16 protein-coding genes are annotated in these 18713 nt (G+C 68.8%); 2 read left to right on the top strand and 14 right to left on the bottom strand.

What is annotated here, in order from left to right; genetic code table 11:
* From IPL89_14965 to IPL89_14905, 13 genes are all read right to left on the bottom strand, one after another.
* Nucleotides 1-540: a shikimate kinase gene (locus IPL89_14965; protein MBK9064472.1), complete on the bottom strand. Its 540-nt coding sequence runs from the start codon at nt 538-540 to the stop codon at nt 1-3.
* A 14-nt stretch (nt 541-554) separates the two neighbouring features.
* Nucleotides 555-1928: an acetyl-CoA carboxylase biotin carboxylase subunit gene (accC, locus tag IPL89_14960; GenBank protein ID MBK9064471.1), complete on the bottom strand. Its 1374-nt coding sequence runs from the start codon at nt 1926-1928 to the stop codon at nt 555-557.
* A gap of 6 nt (nt 1929-1934) precedes the next feature.
* Nucleotides 1935-2429 carry an acetyl-CoA carboxylase biotin carboxyl carrier protein gene (gene accB / locus IPL89_14955; GenBank protein MBK9064470.1) on the bottom strand — a complete coding sequence of 165 codons (495 nt, stop codon included), beginning with the start codon at nt 2427-2429 and terminating at the stop codon, nt 1935-1937.
* A 39-nt stretch (nt 2430-2468) separates the two neighbouring features.
* Nucleotides 2469-4085, bottom strand: a complete 1617-nt coding sequence (locus tag IPL89_14950; protein MBK9064469.1) for a hypothetical protein — start codon at nt 4083-4085, stop codon at nt 2469-2471.
* 94 nt (nt 4086-4179) lie between these two features.
* The gene (locus IPL89_14945) at nt 4180-6771 is read right to left on the bottom strand and encodes an IPT/TIG domain-containing protein (GenBank protein MBK9064468.1); all 2592 of its coding nucleotides are present in this window, start codon (nt 6769-6771) and stop codon (nt 4180-4182) included.
* 13 nt (nt 6772-6784) lie between these two features.
* A complete protein-coding gene (locus IPL89_14940) occupies nt 6785-7009 on the bottom strand; it encodes a hypothetical protein (GenBank protein ID MBK9064467.1) in 225 nt (74 codons plus the stop codon).
* Entirely contained in the window at nt 7006-7374 is a 369-nt protein-coding gene (locus IPL89_14935) for a hypothetical protein (protein ID MBK9064466.1), read from the bottom strand. The genes IPL89_14940 and IPL89_14935 overlap by 4 nt, the downstream gene beginning before the upstream one ends.
* Nucleotides 7375-7388: 14 nt before the next feature.
* A complete protein-coding gene (gene pilQ, locus IPL89_14930) occupies nt 7389-10106 on the bottom strand; it encodes a type IV pilus secretin PilQ (protein ID MBK9064465.1) in 2718 nt (905 codons plus the stop codon).
* An 86-nt stretch (nt 10107-10192) separates the two neighbouring features.
* Nucleotides 10193-10687 carry a pilus assembly protein PilP gene (locus IPL89_14925; GenBank protein MBK9064464.1) on the bottom strand — a complete coding sequence of 165 codons (495 nt, stop codon included), beginning with the start codon at nt 10685-10687 and terminating at the stop codon, nt 10193-10195.
* Nucleotides 10684-11349: a type 4a pilus biogenesis protein PilO gene (pilO, locus tag IPL89_14920; protein MBK9064463.1), complete on the bottom strand. Its 666-nt coding sequence runs from the start codon at nt 11347-11349 to the stop codon at nt 10684-10686. The genes IPL89_14925 and pilO overlap by 4 nt, the downstream gene beginning before the upstream one ends.
* 12 nt (nt 11350-11361) lie before the next feature.
* Nucleotides 11362-12036, bottom strand: coding sequence for a PilN domain-containing protein (locus tag IPL89_14915; GenBank protein MBK9064462.1), 675 nt, complete (start codon nt 12034-12036; stop codon nt 11362-11364).
* Nucleotides 12037-12040: 4 nt separating this feature from the next.
* A complete protein-coding gene (gene pilM, locus IPL89_14910; GenBank protein MBK9064461.1) occupies nt 12041-13036 on the bottom strand; it encodes a type IV pilus assembly protein PilM in 996 nt (331 codons plus the stop codon).
* Nucleotides 13037-13348: 312 nt separating this feature from the next.
* Nucleotides 13349-15532, bottom strand: a complete 2184-nt coding sequence (locus tag IPL89_14905) for a bifunctional (p)ppGpp synthetase/guanosine-3',5'-bis(diphosphate) 3'-pyrophosphohydrolase (GenBank protein ID MBK9064460.1) — start codon at nt 15530-15532, stop codon at nt 13349-13351.
* Nucleotides 15533-15585: 53 nt separating this feature from the next.
* On the opposite strand from IPL89_14905, the gene IPL89_14900 reads away from it, so the two are divergent.
* Nucleotides 15586-16236 (top strand): DedA family protein, encoded by a 651-nt coding sequence (locus IPL89_14900; GenBank protein MBK9064459.1) that lies wholly within the window; start codon nt 15586-15588, stop codon nt 16234-16236.
* On the top strand, nt 16194-17477 hold the full coding sequence (locus IPL89_14895; GenBank protein MBK9064458.1) for a cation:dicarboxylase symporter family transporter: 1284 nt from the start codon (nt 16194-16196) through the stop codon (nt 17475-17477). Before IPL89_14900 ends, IPL89_14895 begins: the two co-directional genes overlap by 43 nt.
* A 3-nt stretch (nt 17478-17480) precedes the next feature.
* Here the strand turns inward: IPL89_14895 and secF are convergent, their stop codons facing one another.
* Nucleotides 17481-18710: a protein translocase subunit SecF gene (gene secF, locus IPL89_14890; GenBank protein MBK9064457.1), complete on the bottom strand. Its 1230-nt coding sequence runs from the start codon at nt 18708-18710 to the stop codon at nt 17481-17483.
* Between the last annotated feature and the right edge of the window lie 3 nt (nt 18711-18713).

The raw sequence follows: 18713 nt of genomic DNA, 5'->3' as shown, positions 1-18713 counted from the left end.
TCAGGCCGCTCCGTCCGGGGCCGTCAGCGGCGGTGCCGCGAGATCCGCCAGTCGGCCGGCCACGTCGGCCGCAGTCATGTCGCGTGTCACGTCGAGCGTCCGATCTGCCATTCTATAGGATGGGAGGCGCGCCTCCCAGAGCTCCCGCGCACGCTCCTCGGAGGGAAACAGAGGCCGGTCGGCGGTCTTGCCGGCCAGCCGCTCGGCGATCACGTCGAACGGCGCGTCGAGGAAGATCGAGAGCCCGTGCGACTTTACGAAGTCGCGATTCTCGGGGAACGTGAACGTCCCGCCGCCGAGCGCGACGACGGCCGCCCCGAGCGACGCCGTCCCGCGCAGGAGCTCGGCCTCGCGCTCGCGAAACCACGGTTCGCCCCGCGTCTCGAACGTCTCGCGGATCGTCTGCCCCGCCATCGCCTCGAACGCGAGGTCGAGATCGACGAACGGGAGGCCGAACAGCCCGGCGAGGAGCCGTCCGGCGGTCGTCTTCCCGCTTCCCATGAAGCCGACGAGGTAGATGCGCCCCGGCGCGGCCGCCACGCGCGGGCCTCCGGTCAGCCCGGTCCGTGCTTGAGGAGCCAGCGCTCGAGCCACTTCGTGGAGAAGCGCCCGCGCCGCACGTCCGGGTCGTCGAGGAGCCGCAGGTGGAGCGGGATCGTCGTCTTGACGCCCTCGACGATGAAGAGCTCGAGCGCGCGCCTGCCGCGGGCGAGCGCCTCCTCGCGGTCGCGGCCGTGGACGATGAGCTTCGCGATGAGCGAGTCGTAGTACGGCGGGATCTTCCAGCCCGAGTAGGCGGCCGTGTCGACGCGGACGCCGGGTCCGCCCGGGAGGTGAAACGTCGTGATCGTGCCGGGCGACGGCGCGAACGTGACGGGATCCTCCGCGTTAATGCGGAACTCGATCGCGTGCCCGCGCGGCTTCCAGCCGGCCCCGTCCCCGTCGCCGGGCGTCGGGCCGAAGGACAGGGGCTCCCCCGCCGCCACGCGGATTTGCTCCTTCACGAGGTCGAAGCCCGTGACCATCTCGGTCACCGGGTGCTCGACCTGGATGCGCGTGTTCATCTCCATGAAGAAGAACGACCCGTCCTCGTCGAGGAGAAACTCCACGGTGCCGGCGCCGACGTAGTTCACGGCCCGCGCGCACGCGACGGCCGCCGCGCCCATTTTCGCGCGCAGGGCGTCGGAGAGCGCCGGCGACGGCGACTCTTCCATGATCTTCTGGTGCCGGCGCTGGAGCGAGCACTCGCGCTCGCCAAGGTGGACGACGCGTCCGTGGGCGTCGCCGAAGATCTGGATCTCGACGTGGCGCGGCTCGGCGAGGTACTTCTCGAGGTAGAGGCTGCCGTTGCCGAACGCGCGCTCGGCCTCCCGCGTCGCGAGCTCGAAGGCCGCGGCGAGCTCCTTGTCGTTGCGCGCCACGCGCATCCCGCGCCCGCCGCCCCCGGCGACGGCCTTCAGGAGCACGGGGTACCCGATCCGTTCGGCGAGGCGCATCGAGTCCTCGATCGAGTCGAGCGGGCCCGCGCTTCCGGGGACCGTGGGCACGCCGGAATCCTTGACGGTCGACTTCGCGACCGCCTTGTCTCCCATGCGCCGGATCGAGTCGGGCGACGCGCCGATCCACTTCAGGCCGACTTCCTCGAGGATCTCGGCGAAGTGCGCGTTCTCCGCGAGAAAGCCGTAGCCGGGGTGCACGGCGTCGGCCCCGGTGATCTCGGCCGCCGCGACGAGCGACGTGATGTTCAGGTAGGAGCCGGACGGCGCCGGCGGCCCGATGCACACCGACTCGTCCGCGGCCCGGACGTGGAGCGCGTCACGGTCGGCCTCCGAATGGACGGCCACGGTCGCGACGCCCAGCTCCTTGCAGGCGGCGATGATGCGGAGCGCGATCTCTCCACGGTTGGCGACGAGAACCTTCTGGAACACGTCGCCTCAGCGGGGCTGGATCGCGAAGAGTTTTTCGCCGAACTCGACCGGCTGCGCGTTCTGCGGGTAGATCGCCACGATCGTCCCCGCCACGTCCGCCTCGATTTCGTTCATGAGTTTCATCGCCTCGACGATGCAGAGCGTCTTGCCCTTCTCGACCACGTCGCCGACCTTGACGAACGGATCCGCGTCGGGATTGGCCGCGCGGTAGAAAGTGCCCACGATGGGCGACGTGAGGACGTGGAAGCCCTCGGTCTCGCCCGAGCCCGGGGGGCCGGGCGCGACGCGGGCGACGGCGGGCGGCCCTGCGACCGGCGCGGCGGGCGCGGGCAGGGAGACGGGCTCCGCGAACACGGCCGGCTCCCAGCCGCGCGGCCCCGCGGCCGGGACCCGCGGGGCGCCCTCGATCCGCAGGCGGAAGCCCGCGCGTTCGATCTCGAGACCCGCGAGCCCGCGTCGGGATACGAGGTCCACCAGTTCCTTGATTTCCTTGACGTTCATGTGTCCTCTCGGTTCGTTTCCTGAATTCTCTCTCGGCGCTCAGCGAACCGCGGGGGCGAGGGCGCGGGCCGTGCGTTCGGCTTCCCATCGCACCTCGCCCAGGATCGCATCGGGGTCCACGTGCAGGATGAGCGAATAGTCGTCGCTCACGCGGGACACGATGGCGGTGCCGTTGGCGCCGGCGAGGGCGAGGCTGCGCAGGCGCCCCGCGCCGACTTCTCCCGCCGAGCGTCCGACGTTGTTGAGGAAGGAGGTCAGCTCGGCGACGAGGATCTCCTGTGAGCCCTCGCGCGCGCCGGGTCCGGCCGTCACGACCGGCAGGCCTTCGAGATCGGTCAACGTGGCGGCCCGGATACCCTCGGTCGATTCGACGAGCGCGCGGATCATCGCGTGGAGGTCGTTCGCCGTCGCCTCCGTGCGCTTCGGAAAGCGCCGGGCGAGCCGGCGGAGATGCGGCCGGTCGCGCCGCTCGGCGGGGATCGCCGCGGCCTTGTCGCGAAGGGCCTGGGCACGCGCCTCGTCCGCCTCGGTCTCGGCGAGCGTGCGGTAGGTCTCACGCGCGTCGGCCGCGAAGCCCTGCCGCTCGTAAAGCGCCGCGAGCGTCGGCGTGACGAGGGGCGGTTCGGCGGGGGCCGGTGCGGCTTCCGGCTCGGGAGCCGGCGCCTGAACCGCGGCCGGGGCTGGGGTCGGAGCCTCCGGCAGAGCTGCCGCGGGCTCGGGCGCCGATCCGACGCGGTAGAGGTCCACCGGGAACTGGAATGGCGCGGTGGGAACGTCGTCGATGTCCACTTCGGGCGGGGAAACCTCGAGGGGAGCCGGCGGGGCCGGGAGGTCCAGCGCCGGAGCCGTCTCGCGAACCTGGGCAATCGGCGCCGTGAACGGAGAGACCTCGACGGCGGGCGCGGCCGGCTCGGGCGTCGTCTGAAGGAAGAGGTCCTCGAGCGGAGGCGGCGGCGCCGGCGGCGGCGGCACGACCGGGATCGGCCGGGACCTCTCCAGAGCGCGCGCGATCGAGGCGCCGTCGTACGTGAGGGCCATCGGGTCGGCGGCCCGCTCCGCCACCGGGAAGGGGGGCGCCGTCGCCTCGGGCGCGCGCGTCTCGAGCTTCCTGAGGAGCGCGGCGCGGCGGAGCGTGCTCGACGAGGCGGGGCCGGGCAGGAACCCCGGCGGCGCCTCGGCCGCGGGGCGGGCTCCGCTGCGGAAGCCGGCGCGCTCGCTCACGGCCGCCGACATCTCCAGCTCGAGGCGCGCGATGATGTCGTTCACGTCGCGGTCCCCGGCCTTGAGGCCGCGGTAGAGCTTCAGCTTCTTGATCGCCTCGATCTTGTCGCCCTTGGCGAGGAAGACCTCGGCGAGCTGCCGGATCGCGACGAGGTTCTCACGGTCGATCCGGAGCGCGTTGTTGAACGCCCGGATCGCGTCCTCGAGACGGTCGAGCTGCTGGTACGTCTTCCCGAGCGCGACGTGCCCCGCGACGGAGTTCGCATGGAGGGCGAGGCCGCGTTCGAGCGTGATGACCGCGTCGCGGTACTTCCCGTGCCGCCGGAACTCCTCCGCCAGCGCCAGGAACTGGCGCGACGTGGGATCCCGCTGGAGGAGCCGTTTCAGCTCCTCGAGACGGGTCACGGGCTGGGACGGGCCGCCGAAGAGAGCCATGTGTTTCGATCCGTCTCCGAGTCTACGGCATCCGGTTCCGAGACAGTTCGGGCCGCCCGAAGGCGGCCCGAACCCTGGAGACCCGAGTGCGGCGTCAGTTGACCTGCAGCGTGTAGATACGGGTCGTGGTGTTGGCGGCCGCGTCCACGACCGTGACGTTGATGGTGGCCGTGCCCGCCGCGGCCGGCGTGCCCGAGATGATGCCGGTTGCCGCGTTGAGCACGAGCGCCGCCGGAAGGCCCACGGCCGACCACGAGTACGGCGCGCCCGCGCCGCCCGAGGCGATGAACTGCGCCGAGTAGGCCGCGCCCGCCGTGCCGTTCGGCAGCGACGGCGTGATGATCTGAAGGGCCGCGCGGCAGGTCAGGTCGATCGGGTTGTAGACGAGGACGTTCGGGAGGTCGACCGTGCACCCCGTGAGCGTGTTCCTCACCCGGATGCCGAACGACGTCGAGACGTACTTGAGGCCGTTGATCGGCCCGCCCGAGGAGCAGTTCTGCTGGTTCAGCGCGTTGTTCGGGACCGCGGGCGCCGCGAACGTCAGGACCGTCGGGTTCGAGACGGACGCGTTGTTGACCGGCGTGTTCGGCACCGGGACGCCGTCCTTGATGAGCGTGACCGTCATCGGGGCCTGGAAGTTCGTCCCGACGAGCGTGATCGTCGCGGGCGAGCCGGTGCCCGGGTACAGCGTGCCGTCCTGGCTCAGGTTCGACGGCGAAGCGGTCGAGGCCGTCGGCGGGTCGCTGTGGTAGGCGAACGGCACCGAGATCGTGTTCGGGATGCACGTGACGCCCGGGAACGAGAGGTCGATGAAGCCGTCCGTGTTCCCGCAGCTCAGCGAGCCGCCGAGCAGAGTCTGGAGCGACGGCATCGTCACGATGATGGAGGTGTTCGACACGCTGGTGACCTGGAGGGACGTGAGCGGCGTGCCCGAGGATGCGAGGCGGAAGTTCGCAAACGTCGGCTCGGGGAAGTTGTTGCCCGAGATCACGACCGTCGTCGGCTGCGTGGTGCTTCCGATGGACGGCGACGCGACGCTGACGACCGGGCACGAGTAGTACTTGAAGCACGACACGCACTTGGCCGTCTTGCCGGTCGACGGATTCAGGATCACGATGTCGACGAGCTGGCCCGCGAGGCAGGCGTTCCCGCCGTTCGCAACCGGAGTCTGGAAGATGATCTGCGTCGGGGACACCTGAATGGGCTGCGCCGCTTCCACGCGCTGCGCGCCGCAGGTGAGGCCGCCCGTCATGAAGACCTGCATCGGGAACTGGAAGTTCGTGCCGAAGAGGGTGACGCGCGTCGACTGGTCGTTGGGACCGGTGACCGGCGAGTTGCCGTAGATCGCCGGGTCGAGCGCCCTTGCCGTGTAAACGAAGGCGCCACCGACGCGGGCGCAGCGCTGCGAGGCGCTGCCGAGGTCCGTCACGACGACGTCGACGGTCTCGGGCACGTCCGGCGTCGCGAGAACGCGGCGGGGCGTCGAGACCTGGAACGTCGTCGACGTCGGACTCCCGACGAGCGTGCCGGGGTTGCCGCCGAAGTCGACCCGGAGAAGGGTCGCGTTCGTCGGGAAGCCCGAGCCGGTGATCGTCACGACGTCGCCGCCGTCGGGGCTGCCCGAGGTCGGCTTGAGACTCGTCACGTAGAAGGTGGGGTCGGTGTTGCAGGCTCCTGTCGAGCCGCTGCCGCGGTACGTGAACGGCACGGGCGACGTCGCGGACTGCGTGGAGACGAGCCCGAGGTCGCGTGTGACGACGACCGGGCAGGCCTCGGAGAAGGCCGGGTTGGCCAGCGTGTGGGCCGGCGTCGTGACCGTGATCTGCGAGTCCGACTGGCCCGTGATCTGCGCCGGAAGGCCGCAGAACGTGACCTGGGTCGTCGAGATGTTCAGGCCGAAGTGGCTCCCGAGGATCGTCACGGCGTCGCCGCCGCCGGGCGAACCGGCGATCGGGTTGATGGACGAGATCGACATCTTCTGGTCGGGCGCGATGCAGAAATACGTGAACTTGATGGGCGCCGTGACCGTCGCCCCGGCCGCCGAGATCACGACGTCGACGAGCTCCGGCACGGCCGGGTTCTTCAGATTCCGGATCGGCGTCCTGACCGTGATCGAGTTGGTCGCCCAGGTCACGAGAGAGGCCGGAGCGCCGCCGAAGTAGACGATTCCCGCCGTGTTGCCGAAGAGGCCGCCAAGGATGGTGACCGTCTCGCCGCCCAGGCAGCTTCCGCTCGTGGGCGAATAGGAAGACACGTAGGGGCCGAGCGTCGAAGCGCCCGAGTAATTGATCGTGAGGCTGGCGGACCCGCAGTCGTAGGCCGCCTTCACGTGAGCGGCGCCCGCGTTCTGCGAGAAGAGCGTGACGTCGGCCGCGCCGGCGACCGTCGTCTTCGAGACGGTGGGCAGGCCGTTCTCGGCGAAGACGCCGAGGTCGGTCGTCAGTTGGACGGACGTTCCGTCGGGGACCGCCGCGCCGCCCTTCGTCACCGCGGCGCGGACGACGACCTCGCTCCCCACGACGGGCGAGAGGGACGTAGACAGCATCGCGATCGAGACCGTGCAGGTGCCTGGGGGGCCCGGGGGCTGCGTGCCCGTGGGCGACGTCGGCGTCTCGCCGGCGCAGCCGGTGAGGAGGGCCACGAGGCCGGCGGCCAGCGCGGCGGCCGGAAACGGGATTCTTCGCATGGGTTTCACCTCGTCACCGAGCAAGCTGTCCCTCGATTCGGCCGGACGCAGCGCTGTACCGGAACGTGAGGTCGAACGTGGCCTCGTTCGACACGACGGGCTGACCCGAGAGCGTGTGGCCGTACCAGATGACGTGGCCCGCCTGACGGATCGAGGTCCTCCCGGTCTCGCGGTCGATGCCGCCGTTGAACGGGTAGAGCTGGTCGAGAGGAGACCGCAGGAGCGCGTCCGCGGTCATGTACTGGTAATTGTTGAGCGTCGACGTGCCTCCAACCGGCACGATGATGTTCCCGGCGAACGTCTCCGAGCGGAGGCCTTCGTCCCGCCGTCGAGGCGGCTCCAATTCACGACGTAGCTGTCGATCTGCACGTCGAGGAACTGCACCGACGCGGAGCCCGGCACCTTGAGGCGGCTGCGCAGCGTCGTCGTCTTGAACTGCACGGGGGTGCCTTCGACGAGCAGCTTCTCGAGGAGAAGCTCGGTGAACTCGCCGACCAGAAAGACCGGTGCGGCGTCGTCGCCCTGCGTGTTCGTCGAGCAGCCCGGAAGGAGCGCCAGGAGCAGGGCTCCGAGGGCCAGAACGGAGGAAGTCGTCTTCTTCATCGCACGCGCTCCTGTCAGCGGATGATCCGCGGAGTGATGAAGATCATGAGTTCGTCGGTGTTCTCGCTCTGGGTGCGACTCCGGAAGAGATTCCCGATGATCGGAATCTTCCAGAGCCCGGGGATCATCGATTGGCCGTCGTTGCTCGTGATCTTGAAGATGCCGCCGATGACCGCCGTCCCACCGTCGCGCACCATGAGGCGCGTCTTGGCGTCGCGCGTCGTGAGCGGGATGTTCTGGCCGCCGGCGATGTTGATGCCGACCGCGGGTTCGCGCTTCTGGACGGTCACGTCCATGATGACCGTGCCCTCGTTCGTGATCTGCGGGGTCACGTCGAGGCGGAGCGTCGCGTTGATGTAGAGGACGGACGTCGTGTTGTTGACCGTCGTCTGAACCGGGATCTGGAAGCCCGACTGGATGCTCGCGGCCTCCCCCGTCTGCGTCTGGACCTTCGGCGTCGAGACGACCTTCACGAGGCCGCGCGACTCGGCCGCGTGGATCGAGGCGTCCAGCCGGAACGTGTCGAGGACGTTCGCGAGCGAGAGGCTGAGGACCTGGGGCGCGCCGCTCGGGAGCGAGACGTTGCCCGCGACGTTCCCCGAGTTCGGGAAGACGAGGCCCGTCGTGTTGCCGTGGGCGGCGTCCGCGACACCCTGGAAGCCCCACACGACGCCGATCTCGTTCGAGAACGTGCGGTTCGCCTCGATGATGCGGGCCTCGATCATGACCTGGGGGCTCGCGACGTCGAGGTTCTTGATGAGGTCGAGGACCGTCGGAAGGTAATCCGGCAGCTCCTTGATCACGAGCGTGTTCGACCGGGCGTCGACGAAGATGTCACCGCGCGACGACATGACCTTGCGAGCCGTCGCCGCCATTTCGGACACGTTGGAGTACGAGATCTTCTGGAGGACCGTGCGGAGCGGGCGATTCTTGTCCTGCGCCGCCGAGAACGCGAGCCGCGCCTGCTCCTCCTGGAGGAGCTTGTTCGACGACGCGATCCGCATGACGTTGCCTTCGAGCACGTAGCCGAGCTGGTTGATCTTGAGGATCAGCTCGAGCGCCTGGTCCCACGGAATCTCCTGGAGGGAGACCGTGACCGTGCCCCGCACGTCGGGGTCGAGGACGATGTTGAGCTGGGTGAGCTCGCTGAACCTCTGGAGCGTGTCCTTGATGTCCGCGTCCTTGAGGTTGAGCGTGATCGGCTCGCCCGTGTACTGCTTGTCGCCGGCGCCGAGCGTGCGCGCCTCGAAGGGATTCGCGATCTCGCGCGGCTTTCCGGCCGCGTCCTGCTGGTTCAACAGCGTCTCGGCCGCCTCGATGAGCGCCTTGTCCTCGGACGTCTTCCGGCGCTTCGGCGCCGGCTCGGCCGCGGGGGGAACGGGGCGGGAGGCCGCGCTCGCGACGGGCGCGGGCTTTTCCGCCGGGATCAGCCGGATCTCCGGCGTCGCCGTCACGATGTGCGGCGCGTCGGAAACAGCGGGTTCGGGCGCCGCAACCGGCTGCGGCGGGGCCGAAAAAGTGGCGGGAGGTGCCGCCGCGACCGCCACGGGGGCCGGGGTGGCCGGAGCGGGCGCGGCCTTCACGACAGGCTCGGCCGCGTCCTCGACTTCGTGCTTTTCGTAGGACGAGGCCGCGGGGGCCGCGATCACGGCGACCTTCTCGGGCGCGGCCGTGACTTTGTTGACGGGCGCGGGAGCCGGAGCCTCGACCTTCACGAGCGGCGCGGGGGCTTCCTTGACGATCGGCGCGGCGGCGACCGCGGGCGCGGAGGAGCCCGACCCGAACGCGAACGCGAGGCCCGCGGAAGCGGACTTCGCGGCCGGCTCGACCGGGCTCGCGAGGTCGAACACGACGCGCGTGACGGGCTCGAGCCCGCCCTTGAACTGCGAGGCGCGGACGCGCGTGACGGCCGGGTGACGGACGTCCTGCGACTTCTTCGGCGTCGCGAGGAGGACGCCGGGAAGGTCGACGACGTAGCGCGGGGGGTTCGCGAGGGCGAACGTCTCGTAGGCGAACGATCCGTTGCCCGAAAGCGTCACGACGAGCCTGCCGCCGCTCTGGGCGACGGCGACGCCCGAGAGGCGCGTGGCGCGCGACCCGGTGGCCGCATGGTGGACGGGAACCGGCGCCGCCTCGGAAACCGCGATCGAGGTCGTCGTCGACGTCGTCGCCGCGGGGGCCGGGATTTCTTCAGCCTTCACGCTCGGCTCGGCCTCGACCTTGACGACGGGCATCTCGGCGGGCGGGGCCGCGGGAGCGGCCGACGCCACGAGGACGGGCGCCGCCTTCACCAGGCTGACGGCCATCGCGGGCGACCCGGAGTCCGAGGAGATCGCGGGCTCGAGAGGGACGCGCGCCGTCAGCTCGAACTGGATGTGGGGCTTGCCCATTTCCACGAAGGACTTCATCTCGAGGCGCGAGAGCAGCGTGCCGTCGGCGCGCGGCGGCTCGAGGCCGGGCGCGGCCACCGCATTTGCGACGTCGATGACGACCTTGGTGGAACCCTCGCGGTTGTAGAGCGTCGGGGCGAGCGGTCCGTTCCCCGTGAGGAGGAGACGAGGGGAATCCCCGTCCGCGAGAAGCGTCGCTCCGGTCAGGACGACCGGCGCCGGCGCCGTGGTTCCGGAGCTCCCCGCGGCGACGTTGTCGCCCGAGGACGCGCAGCCGGAGAGCACGGGGACGAGCAGCGCGAGCGCCGCGACACGGGCGGCGAGGACACACGGGTTGCGCATGCTTCCTCCACCAGACCCCACCTGATCGGGAGAGCCCCTTCTTTTTCCGGACCCACTGAGCATCGTCGTCATGGACGTCCCTTCGCTCACGGCTTCTTCTGGAGTGCGAGCGCCTTGACCACTTCGCGGAACGGCTTCGGGTTCGTCGGATCGTTCACGTTCTGGCGGAACGTGACTTCCGTCGCGGACACGTCGGTGACCTCGCCGTCGAAGAGGGTCGTGCCTTTGCGGATGAGATGCGACTTGTTGTCCGGGCCGCGCATCATCGCGACCCAGCCCTGCTTGACCTTGATCGTGCCCTGGAGCTCGAGCTCGTCGACCATCACGCCGGCGAGGCCCGGCGGACGGACGCGCTCCCTCTCCGAGGGGTTGCGCACGAGAAGCGACCGGAACGGATCCCGCCGGCCGCCGACCTCGTACGTGTAGACGGAGGGGGTGAAGTCCTGGTCCGTGATCTTCGGCGTCTCGGCGGGCGGCGGCGCCGGGGCGGCCGGAGCCTGGGCCGCGGCGGGCGAGGCCGCGAGGGCGGCGAATGCAGCGGCCACCGCGAGCAGACGGAGGCTGGAGTGGCGGGCGCTCATCCTTCCGTGTCCTTCTTCGAGACGCCGGCCGGCTTCGGCGCGGCCTTCGGGGCGGCTTTCGCGCCGGCCGGCGTCGCCGGCTCCGTGTCGCCGAGGTAAATGAACGTCTTGGCGGTGAAGTTGGCCCCGAGAGTACGGCCGCCCCGCGCGTCGGGGTAGCCGGTCATCACGAGGTCCTCGATGTTGATGATCCGCGAGAATCGCGCGACCTTCTCGAAGAAGAGCGCAAGGTTGTGGTACGAGCCGTCGACCTGCAGGTCGATCGGCCACTCCGCGTAAAAGTCGCGGTTGATGTACTCCTTCGGCGACCATTTCTTCGTGAAGAGCTCGCCCTGGCCCGCGAGGGCCTGGACCTTCTTGATGAGCTCTTCGGCGTTGCGGGCCGTCGGAAGGATCGCCAGGAGCCGCTGGAGGTCGAGCTCGGTCCGCCGGACCTCCTCGCGGAGCTGCGGCAGCCGGCGCTCGGCGGCGCGGCCCTGCGTGATCTTCTGCTGCAGAACGTCGAGCTCGTTCTTCTTGTTCTCGAGCGTCTGCTTCATCTCGGAGAAGTTCGGAATCTGGTAGTACGCGACGGCGTACAGCGCGAGCGCGATCGCAACGCCGATGCCGAGCCCGTAGTACCAGGGCTTCCCTTCCAGCTGCTTGAGGTCGAGCGAGGCCATTCGCGCGCCCTCCTACATTCCCTGGACGCCGGCGGCGCCGCCCGCGCCGCGTTCGGCCTTCTTCGGAGGCTCGGCCGGCTTCGGAGGCGGCGGAGCGGCCGTCTCGGGCTGCGTGCGGTCGAGGTTGGAGAAGGTGAAGGACATCTTGTAGCAGTAGAGCGAGGAACCGGAGGCCCCGGAGCAGGCGGAAAGGTCCGCGAGCTTGGGCTCCTGGAACGCGGGCACGAGCCTCAGGTTCGCGATGAAGTTCGCGACGGCCGGCGGGTTGAAGGCCTTGCCCTCGAGCGAGATCGCGTTCCCGTGGTACTCCATCCTCTCGATCCAGACGAGGTCGGGCAGCGCGCGAGAGACCTCGTCCATGAGACGCACGGGCCCGCGCTGGTTCTGCTTGAGCTGGTTGATGAGGTCGACCTTGCGCTGGACGCGGGCCTTCTTCGCCTCGTAGTCCTTCACTTCCTTGAGGACGGACTCGAGGCGCGTGACCTCGACCTGCGCCGTCCGGATCTTCTCTTCCTGCGCCTTGATCTGGCTGCGGAGCACCCAGAACTGGATGACGCCGACGAGGACCGCGAGGCCGATCGCCCCGCCGAGGAGAAGGGTGTTCAGCCGCCCGCCTGCGCCGAGCGCGGAGACGCCCTTCTTTTTGCGCTGGGGCCGGGCTTCGGCGAGGAGGTTGATCCGAATCATGCGGCTACTCCCCGATCTTCCGGACGCCGAGTCCGACGGCGATCGCGAGCGAGGGCGAGGCCTCCGAGAGCCACGCGGCGTCCACCGCGCGGTCGTCGGTGAAGATCGAACGGAACGGGTTCATGACCTCGACCGGGAGGCCGAACTTGTCCTTCAGGACGTCCTCGAAGTGCGCGGCCTTCGAGCCGCCGCCCGAGACGACGATGGAATCCACACGGTCGGCGCCCGACGTGGCCTGGAAGAAGTCGAGCGTCTTCTGCAGCTCGGCCGCCGCGTCCTCCGAGACGCCGGTCAGGACGGGCTGGATGGACTGCGCCGTCTGCCCCGCGACGGGCTCGCCCTTCTTGAGGGACTCGGCCTGCTCGAAGTTGAGCGAATAGGCCTTCTGGAGCGCGTCCGTGAACTGGTTGCCGCCGAACGTGATGTCGCGCCAGAAGACCGTCTGGCCCTGCGACAGGATGTTCACGTTCATGACCGAGGCGCCGATGTTCACGAGAGCCACGACGCGGCCCGGATCGGCCCCGTAGTTGACCTCGTAGCAGTTCTGGAGAGCGAACGCGTCGACGTCCACGAGCGACGGCGTGCGCCCCGCCTGGGTCACGACGTTCTTGAAGTCGTCGACCTTCTCCTTCTTGGCGGCCACGAGCAGGACGCCCATGGTTTCGCCCACGGCGCCGGGGTCGAGGACGACGTAGTCGAGGTAGACGTCGTTGATGTCGAACGGGACGTACTGCTCGGCCTCCCAGCGGATGGACTCCGAGAGCTCCTCCTCCGGCATCGTCGGCAGCATGATCTTCTTGACGATGACGGAGTGGCCCGAAACCGACACGGCGACGTTCGGGTTCTTGACGCCCGTCGACGCGAGGAGCCGGGTGATGGTCTCGACGACGAGAGACGAGTCCATGATGGCCCCGTCGACGATGGCTTCGGGCGAAAGGGTCTCCAGTCCCGCCTTCACGAGGTGGAACGTGCCCTCCTTGCCCTCCTTCAACTCGACCATCTTGACGGCCGAAGAGCCGATGTCGAGTCCGACGAGGTTTTTCGCCTTGCGGAACAGCACGGTCTGCTGACCTCCTACCCCGGAACGCGAGACACGGTCTGCCGTGAAAAGAGATTGACTCGCCTTATTCTGGGCGTTCCCCCCCGGGTAGTGTCAAGTCGTTGCGAATGTGCGATTTCCCTTGCGGCCGGGAATCGATTGTGGTACAAGTCCGCCCCATCCGGAATTCAGGAAAACGCGGGTAGAGGCGAAGCTCCGTCAGGGCCCCGCCGATTCGATCGCGCTGAAAAAGGACACCATCCGGGGCCAGGGTCAGCCGGCTTCGGCGTCCGAGGAATGCAGCTTTCGTCTCACGTCGGTGACGCCCGGAAGCGCGCGCAGGCCGACGAGGAGGCGCTCCAGGTGCCGCCGATCCTGAGTCGTGACGCTGGCGTCGATCGTCGCGCGGCCGTCCCCGCTCGTCCGGGCCTCGATCGAACGGATGTTGGAGTTCGCGGCCGAGAGGAGCTGGGTGATGCGGGCGAGCATGCCCTGGCGATCCTCGGTGTGGATCTCGAGGTCCACGGTGACGGACTGGTCCTTCGCCGTCTCCCACTGGACGGCGATCTCCCGGCTGGGGTCGAACAGGAGGCTCCGCACGTTCGAGCAGCCCACGGAGTGGACCGAGACGCCCCGGCCGCGGGAAACGTAGCCCACGATGTCCTCGCCCGGGACGGGCTGGCAGCACTTCGCGAGCGTCGCGAGGAGGTCGTTCTCCCCTTTGACGCGGATCCCCGGCGCCGCCCCGAACGGCAGGACGCGGCGCATGGCGCTTCCGATCGCGGCCACGCGGGACTGCGCAGGCGCCTGGCCGTCCCCCCCCGCTTCGGGCAGGAGCTTCGCGACGACGGCGCGCGGCGCCAGCTTGCCGAAGCCGACGTCCGCGATGAGGTCGTCCACCTTCGAAACGCCGAAGTCCCCGAGGAAGGGATCGAACGCCTTCGCCTCGAGGAGCTTCGGGAGGCTCTTCTTCCACTTCTTGAGCTCGCGGTCGAGCAGGCGCCGGCCGATCTCGACGGACTTTTCCTTTTCGGCCGTATGGATGTGGGCGCGGATCTTGTTCTTCGCGCGCGCGGTCAGCACGAAGCTGAGCCAGTCGCGCGAGGGCTGGGAGGAGGGCGACGTCAGGATCTCGACGATGTCGCCGTTCACGAGCGGGGTCTTGAGCGGCACGAGGCGCCCGTTGACGCGCGCGCCCACGGTGTGGTGTCCGACGTCCGTGTGGACGCGGTACGCGAAATCGACCGGCGTCGCGCCACGAGGAAACGCGAAGACGGCGCCCTTCGGGCTGAAGATGTACACGTCGTCCGGGTACAGGTCGATCCTCAGCGACGAGAGGAACTCGCGCGGGTCCGACACGTCCCGCGTCGTCTCGAAGATCTGCCTCAGGAGGCCGACGTGCGCCTCCTGCGCGCGGCTCGCTTCCCCTTCCTTGTACTTCCAGTGGGCCGCGATGCCGTTCTCGGCGATGAGGTCCATCTCCCGCGTGCGGATCTGGACCTCGAACGGCACGGCCCCTTCCGGGACGAGCGTCGTGTGGAGGGACTGGTAGAAGTTCCGCTTCGGCATCGCGATGTAGTCCTTGATGCGCCCGGGAACGGGCCGCCAGGACTGGTGCACGATGCCGAGGACCGTGTAGCAGTCGGGGATGCTCGAGACGAGGATGCGGAACGCGAGGACGTCGTAGAGCTGCTCGAGCGGAATGGCCTGCCGGATGAGCTTCTGCCGGACGGACCAGTACCGTTTCACACGGCCCGTGATCTCCGCCTCGATGCCCATGGCCTGCGTCCTGGCGATGAGCTCCTGGCGGATCTTCTCGACGCTGGCCGCCGAGGCCTTCATCCTCTCGTCGACCGCCGTCTGCAGCGTGGCGAACTCTTCGGGGTAGAGGAACCGGAACGAGAGGTCCTCGAGCTCGCCCTTCATCTTGCCCATCCCGAGCCGGTTCGCGAGCGGGGCGAAGATCTCCATCGTCTCGGCGGCCACGGTGCGCTGCTTCGGCTCGGGCAGGTGCTCGAGCGTCCGCATGTTGTGGAGGCGGTCCGCGAGCTTGACGAGGATGACCCTCAGGTCGTCCGTCATCGCGAGCAGCATCTTCCGGAACGTCTCGGCCTGCTGCGCCTCCTTGGACGTGAAGGCGTACTTGCCGATCTTCGTGACGCCGTCGACGAGGTGGGCGACGTCGGGGCCGAAAAGCTCCGCGACCCGCTCCTTCGTCATCGACGAGTCCTCGAGGACGTCGTGGAGCAGGCCCGCCGCGATCGACGCCTCGTCGAGCTTCATCTCCGCGAGGATCATCGCGACGTTGAGCGGGTGGACGAGATAGGGCTCGCCCGAGGAGCGGAGCTGATTCCGGTGCTCGTGCGCGGAGACGACGTAGGCGCGCCTCAGCAGGTCCTCGTCCACGTGGGGGTGGTAGGACTCGACCTTCTCGAGGATGTCCTCGAAGCGCAGCACGGCCGCCCATTATCGTCCTTTCCGGCTATCCTCCGCACCCAACGAGGGCCGAAATGGATCTGTTGAAGCAGCTGATCGACGTCTTCCTGCACATCGACAAGCACCTTGCCGAGGTCACGCGGGACTACGGGGCCTGGACGAACGCGATCCTGTTCGCGATCGTCTTCTGCGAGACCGGCCTCGTCGTCACGCCGTTCCTCCCGGGCGATTCGCTCCTCTTCACCGCCGGCGCCCTCGCCTCGCTCGGCACCCTGAACGTCTGGGCCCTCTTCCTGCTCCTCTCCCTCGCCGCCATCCTCGGCGACACGGTCAACTACTGGATCGGAAAGAAGATCGGCCCGCGCGCCTTCGACGGGACCGTGAAGTTCCTCAAGCAGGAACACCTGAAGAAGACGGAAGCCTTCTACGAGAAGCACGGCAAGAAGACGATCATCCTGGCGCGGTTCGTCCCGATCGTGCGGACGTTCGCGCCGTTCGTCGCGGGCGTCGGCTCGATGACGTACGGGACGTTCATCGCCTACAACGTGATCGGCGGCGTCGCCTGGGTCGCGATCTGCGTCTTCTCGGGCTACTTTTTCGGGAACATCCCGATCGTGAAGAAGAACTTCTCCCTCGTCGTCCTCGCGATCATCGGGATCTCGGTCCTGCCGCTCGCCTGGGAATGGTGGAAGGCGCGCAAGGCCCGCGGGGGCGCCGCGGCGTGAGCGGCGGCCGCGCGCGGAGCCGCTGGCTATCCCCGACGGCGCTCATCTTCTACGCGCTGATCCTCGGGGTCGTCCTCGGCCACTTCCTCCCGGCCGAGACGTACCCCTGGGCCTACGAATCGTTCCGGTTCCTCTCGAAGGCCTTCATCAACCTCATCAAGATGCTCGTCGTCCCGCTCATCTTCTCGACGATCGTCCTCGGGATCGGGAAGACGGGCGACGTGAAGGCCGTCGGGCGGATGGGCGTCAAGGCGCTCATCTATTTCGAGATCGCCACGACGATCGCCCTCGTGATCGGCCTCGTCTTCGCGAACCTCGTGAAGCCCGGTCTCGACCTGAAGCTCCCGGCCACGGGCGAGATCCTCGCGAAGCCGAAGACGGCCGTCGAGACGCTCCTCCACCTCTTCCCCTCCAACGTGGTCGACGCGATGGCGAAGCAGGACATCCTGCAGATCGTCATCTTCGCGACGCTCCTCGGCGTCGCCGCGGCCCACGTGGGCCACGAGCGGGCGAAGCCGTTCGTCGACTTCTTCGAGTCCGCCGTCGCCGTGCTCTTCAAGCTCACGGACTACGTCATGGCGCTCACGCCGCTCGGCGTCTTCGGCGCGATGGCGGGCGCGGTCTCGCACCACGGGATCACGGTCCTCGGGAGCTACGCGAAGCTCGTCGGCTCCCTCTACGCGGCGCTGATCGTGTTCGCGCTCATCGTCCTCGTGCCGGCCCTGAAGCTCTGCGGGGTGTCGATCCGGCGGTTCTTCGCGAAGATCCGCGAGCCGTTCCTCATCGCGTTCTCCACGGCGTCATCCGAGGCCGCCCTTCCCCGCGCGCTCGAGCGGATCGTCGAGTTCGGCGTCCCGAAGGGCGTCGCGGGCTTCGTCCTGCCCGCGGGCTACAGCTTCAACCTCGACGGCTCGACGCTCTACATCGTCCTCGCCACGATGACGATCGCGCAGGCCGCCGGGCGCCACCTGTCGATCGCCGAGCAGATCACGATGTGCCTCGTGTTCATGCTCACGTCCAAGGGCGTCGCCGCCGTGCCGCGGGCCTCGCTCGTGATCATCGCGGCCGGCTGCGCGAGCTTCAACCTGCCGGGAGAGGCGGGCGTCGCGATGATCCTCGCGGTGGACGAGCTCATGGACATGGCCCGCACGTCGATCAACCTCGCGGGCAACTGCGTCGCGGCCGTCGTCGTCGCGAAATGGGAGGGCGTCCTCGGCCCCGAGGCCTCGGACGCCGCCTGAACGCTAGCGGGACTTCGCCGCGGCGGCCTTGCCGGGCTTCGTCGGGGCGGGAGCGCCCGTGGACTTCGCCGCCGCGCGCTTCTGCCGCCACTCTTCCCAGACGACCACGAGCGGGGCCGCGATGAAGATCGACGAGTACGTTCCGACGATGATCCCGACCAGCATGACGAACGAGAATCCGCGCAGGACCTCGCCGCCGAGGAGGAACAGGACGACCACGACGACGAACGTCAGGAGCGACGTGAGCACCGTGCGCGAGAGCGTCTGGTTGACGGAGTGGTTCACGAGCTCGGCGAGCGGGGCGCGCCGGTTCTTCTCGCGGTTCTCGCGGATCCGGTCGAAAACGACGACGGTGTCGTTGACCGAGTAGCCGATGAGGGTCAGAAACGCGGCGACGACCGTAAGCGAGATCTCGAGGTTCAGGATCGAGCAGAGGCCGAGCGTGATCCAGGTGTCGTGGATCAGCGCGACGACCGCCGCGGTCCCGAAGGACGCCGAGCGGAATCGGAAGGCGATGTAGAGCAGCATCGCGAGCCACGAGAACAGGATCGCCCACGTGCCCTTCTCGCGGAGGTCCTTCCCGACCTGCGGGCCGACGTTCTCGGCCGACATCAGCGTGAAGGGGCCGGCAATCGTCTTTGCCTTGAGCCACTCCGCCAGCGTCGGCGAGACGCCGGGCGTCTTTGCGGCGTCGGCCACGGACGCAAAGAGTCCCTTCTCGGACCGCGCGGCGATGATCGCCTGCGTGACCCGGCCGTACTCGACCTTGGGGTCGACGCTCGGGCGCTGCGCGGCGTGCTCCGGGTCGTCGGCGATGAGCTTCTTGAGAAGCAGGTCGGCGCCGTTCAGGTTGAGGTCGAAGGCGTCCGGGCCCGCGCCGGCCGGGTGGAGCGCCTTCGTGAGGGCCGCCGTGACTTCCTTCGAGACGTCACGCCCTTCCTTCTTCTCCATGGGCACGCGCAGGAGCACCTGGTTGCGCTCGGCCTTGTCGTACCGCTGGACGGAGACGACCTTGACGTTCGCGGCCTCGACGATCTTGCGGATCTGGTCCTCGTCGGGGGTCTTCGAGAACGCGTAGACGATCTGCGCGCCGCCCGTGAAGTCGATCCCGAGGTTCGGGCCGCCCTTGGCGACGAGGGAGATCGTCCCGATGACGATCGCGAGGATCGACAGCGAGATGCAGATCCACTTGATCTTCAGGAAGTCGATGTTCGTGTTGTGGAAGAGACGCACGCG

The organism is Acidobacteriota bacterium, from assembly GCA_016716715.1.
Taxonomy (GTDB): domain Bacteria; phylum Acidobacteriota; class Thermoanaerobaculia; order UBA5066; family UBA5066; genus Fen-183.
The sequence above is the reverse complement of the archived record's forward strand: the minus strand, read 5'-3'. Positions and strand labels throughout refer to the sequence as shown.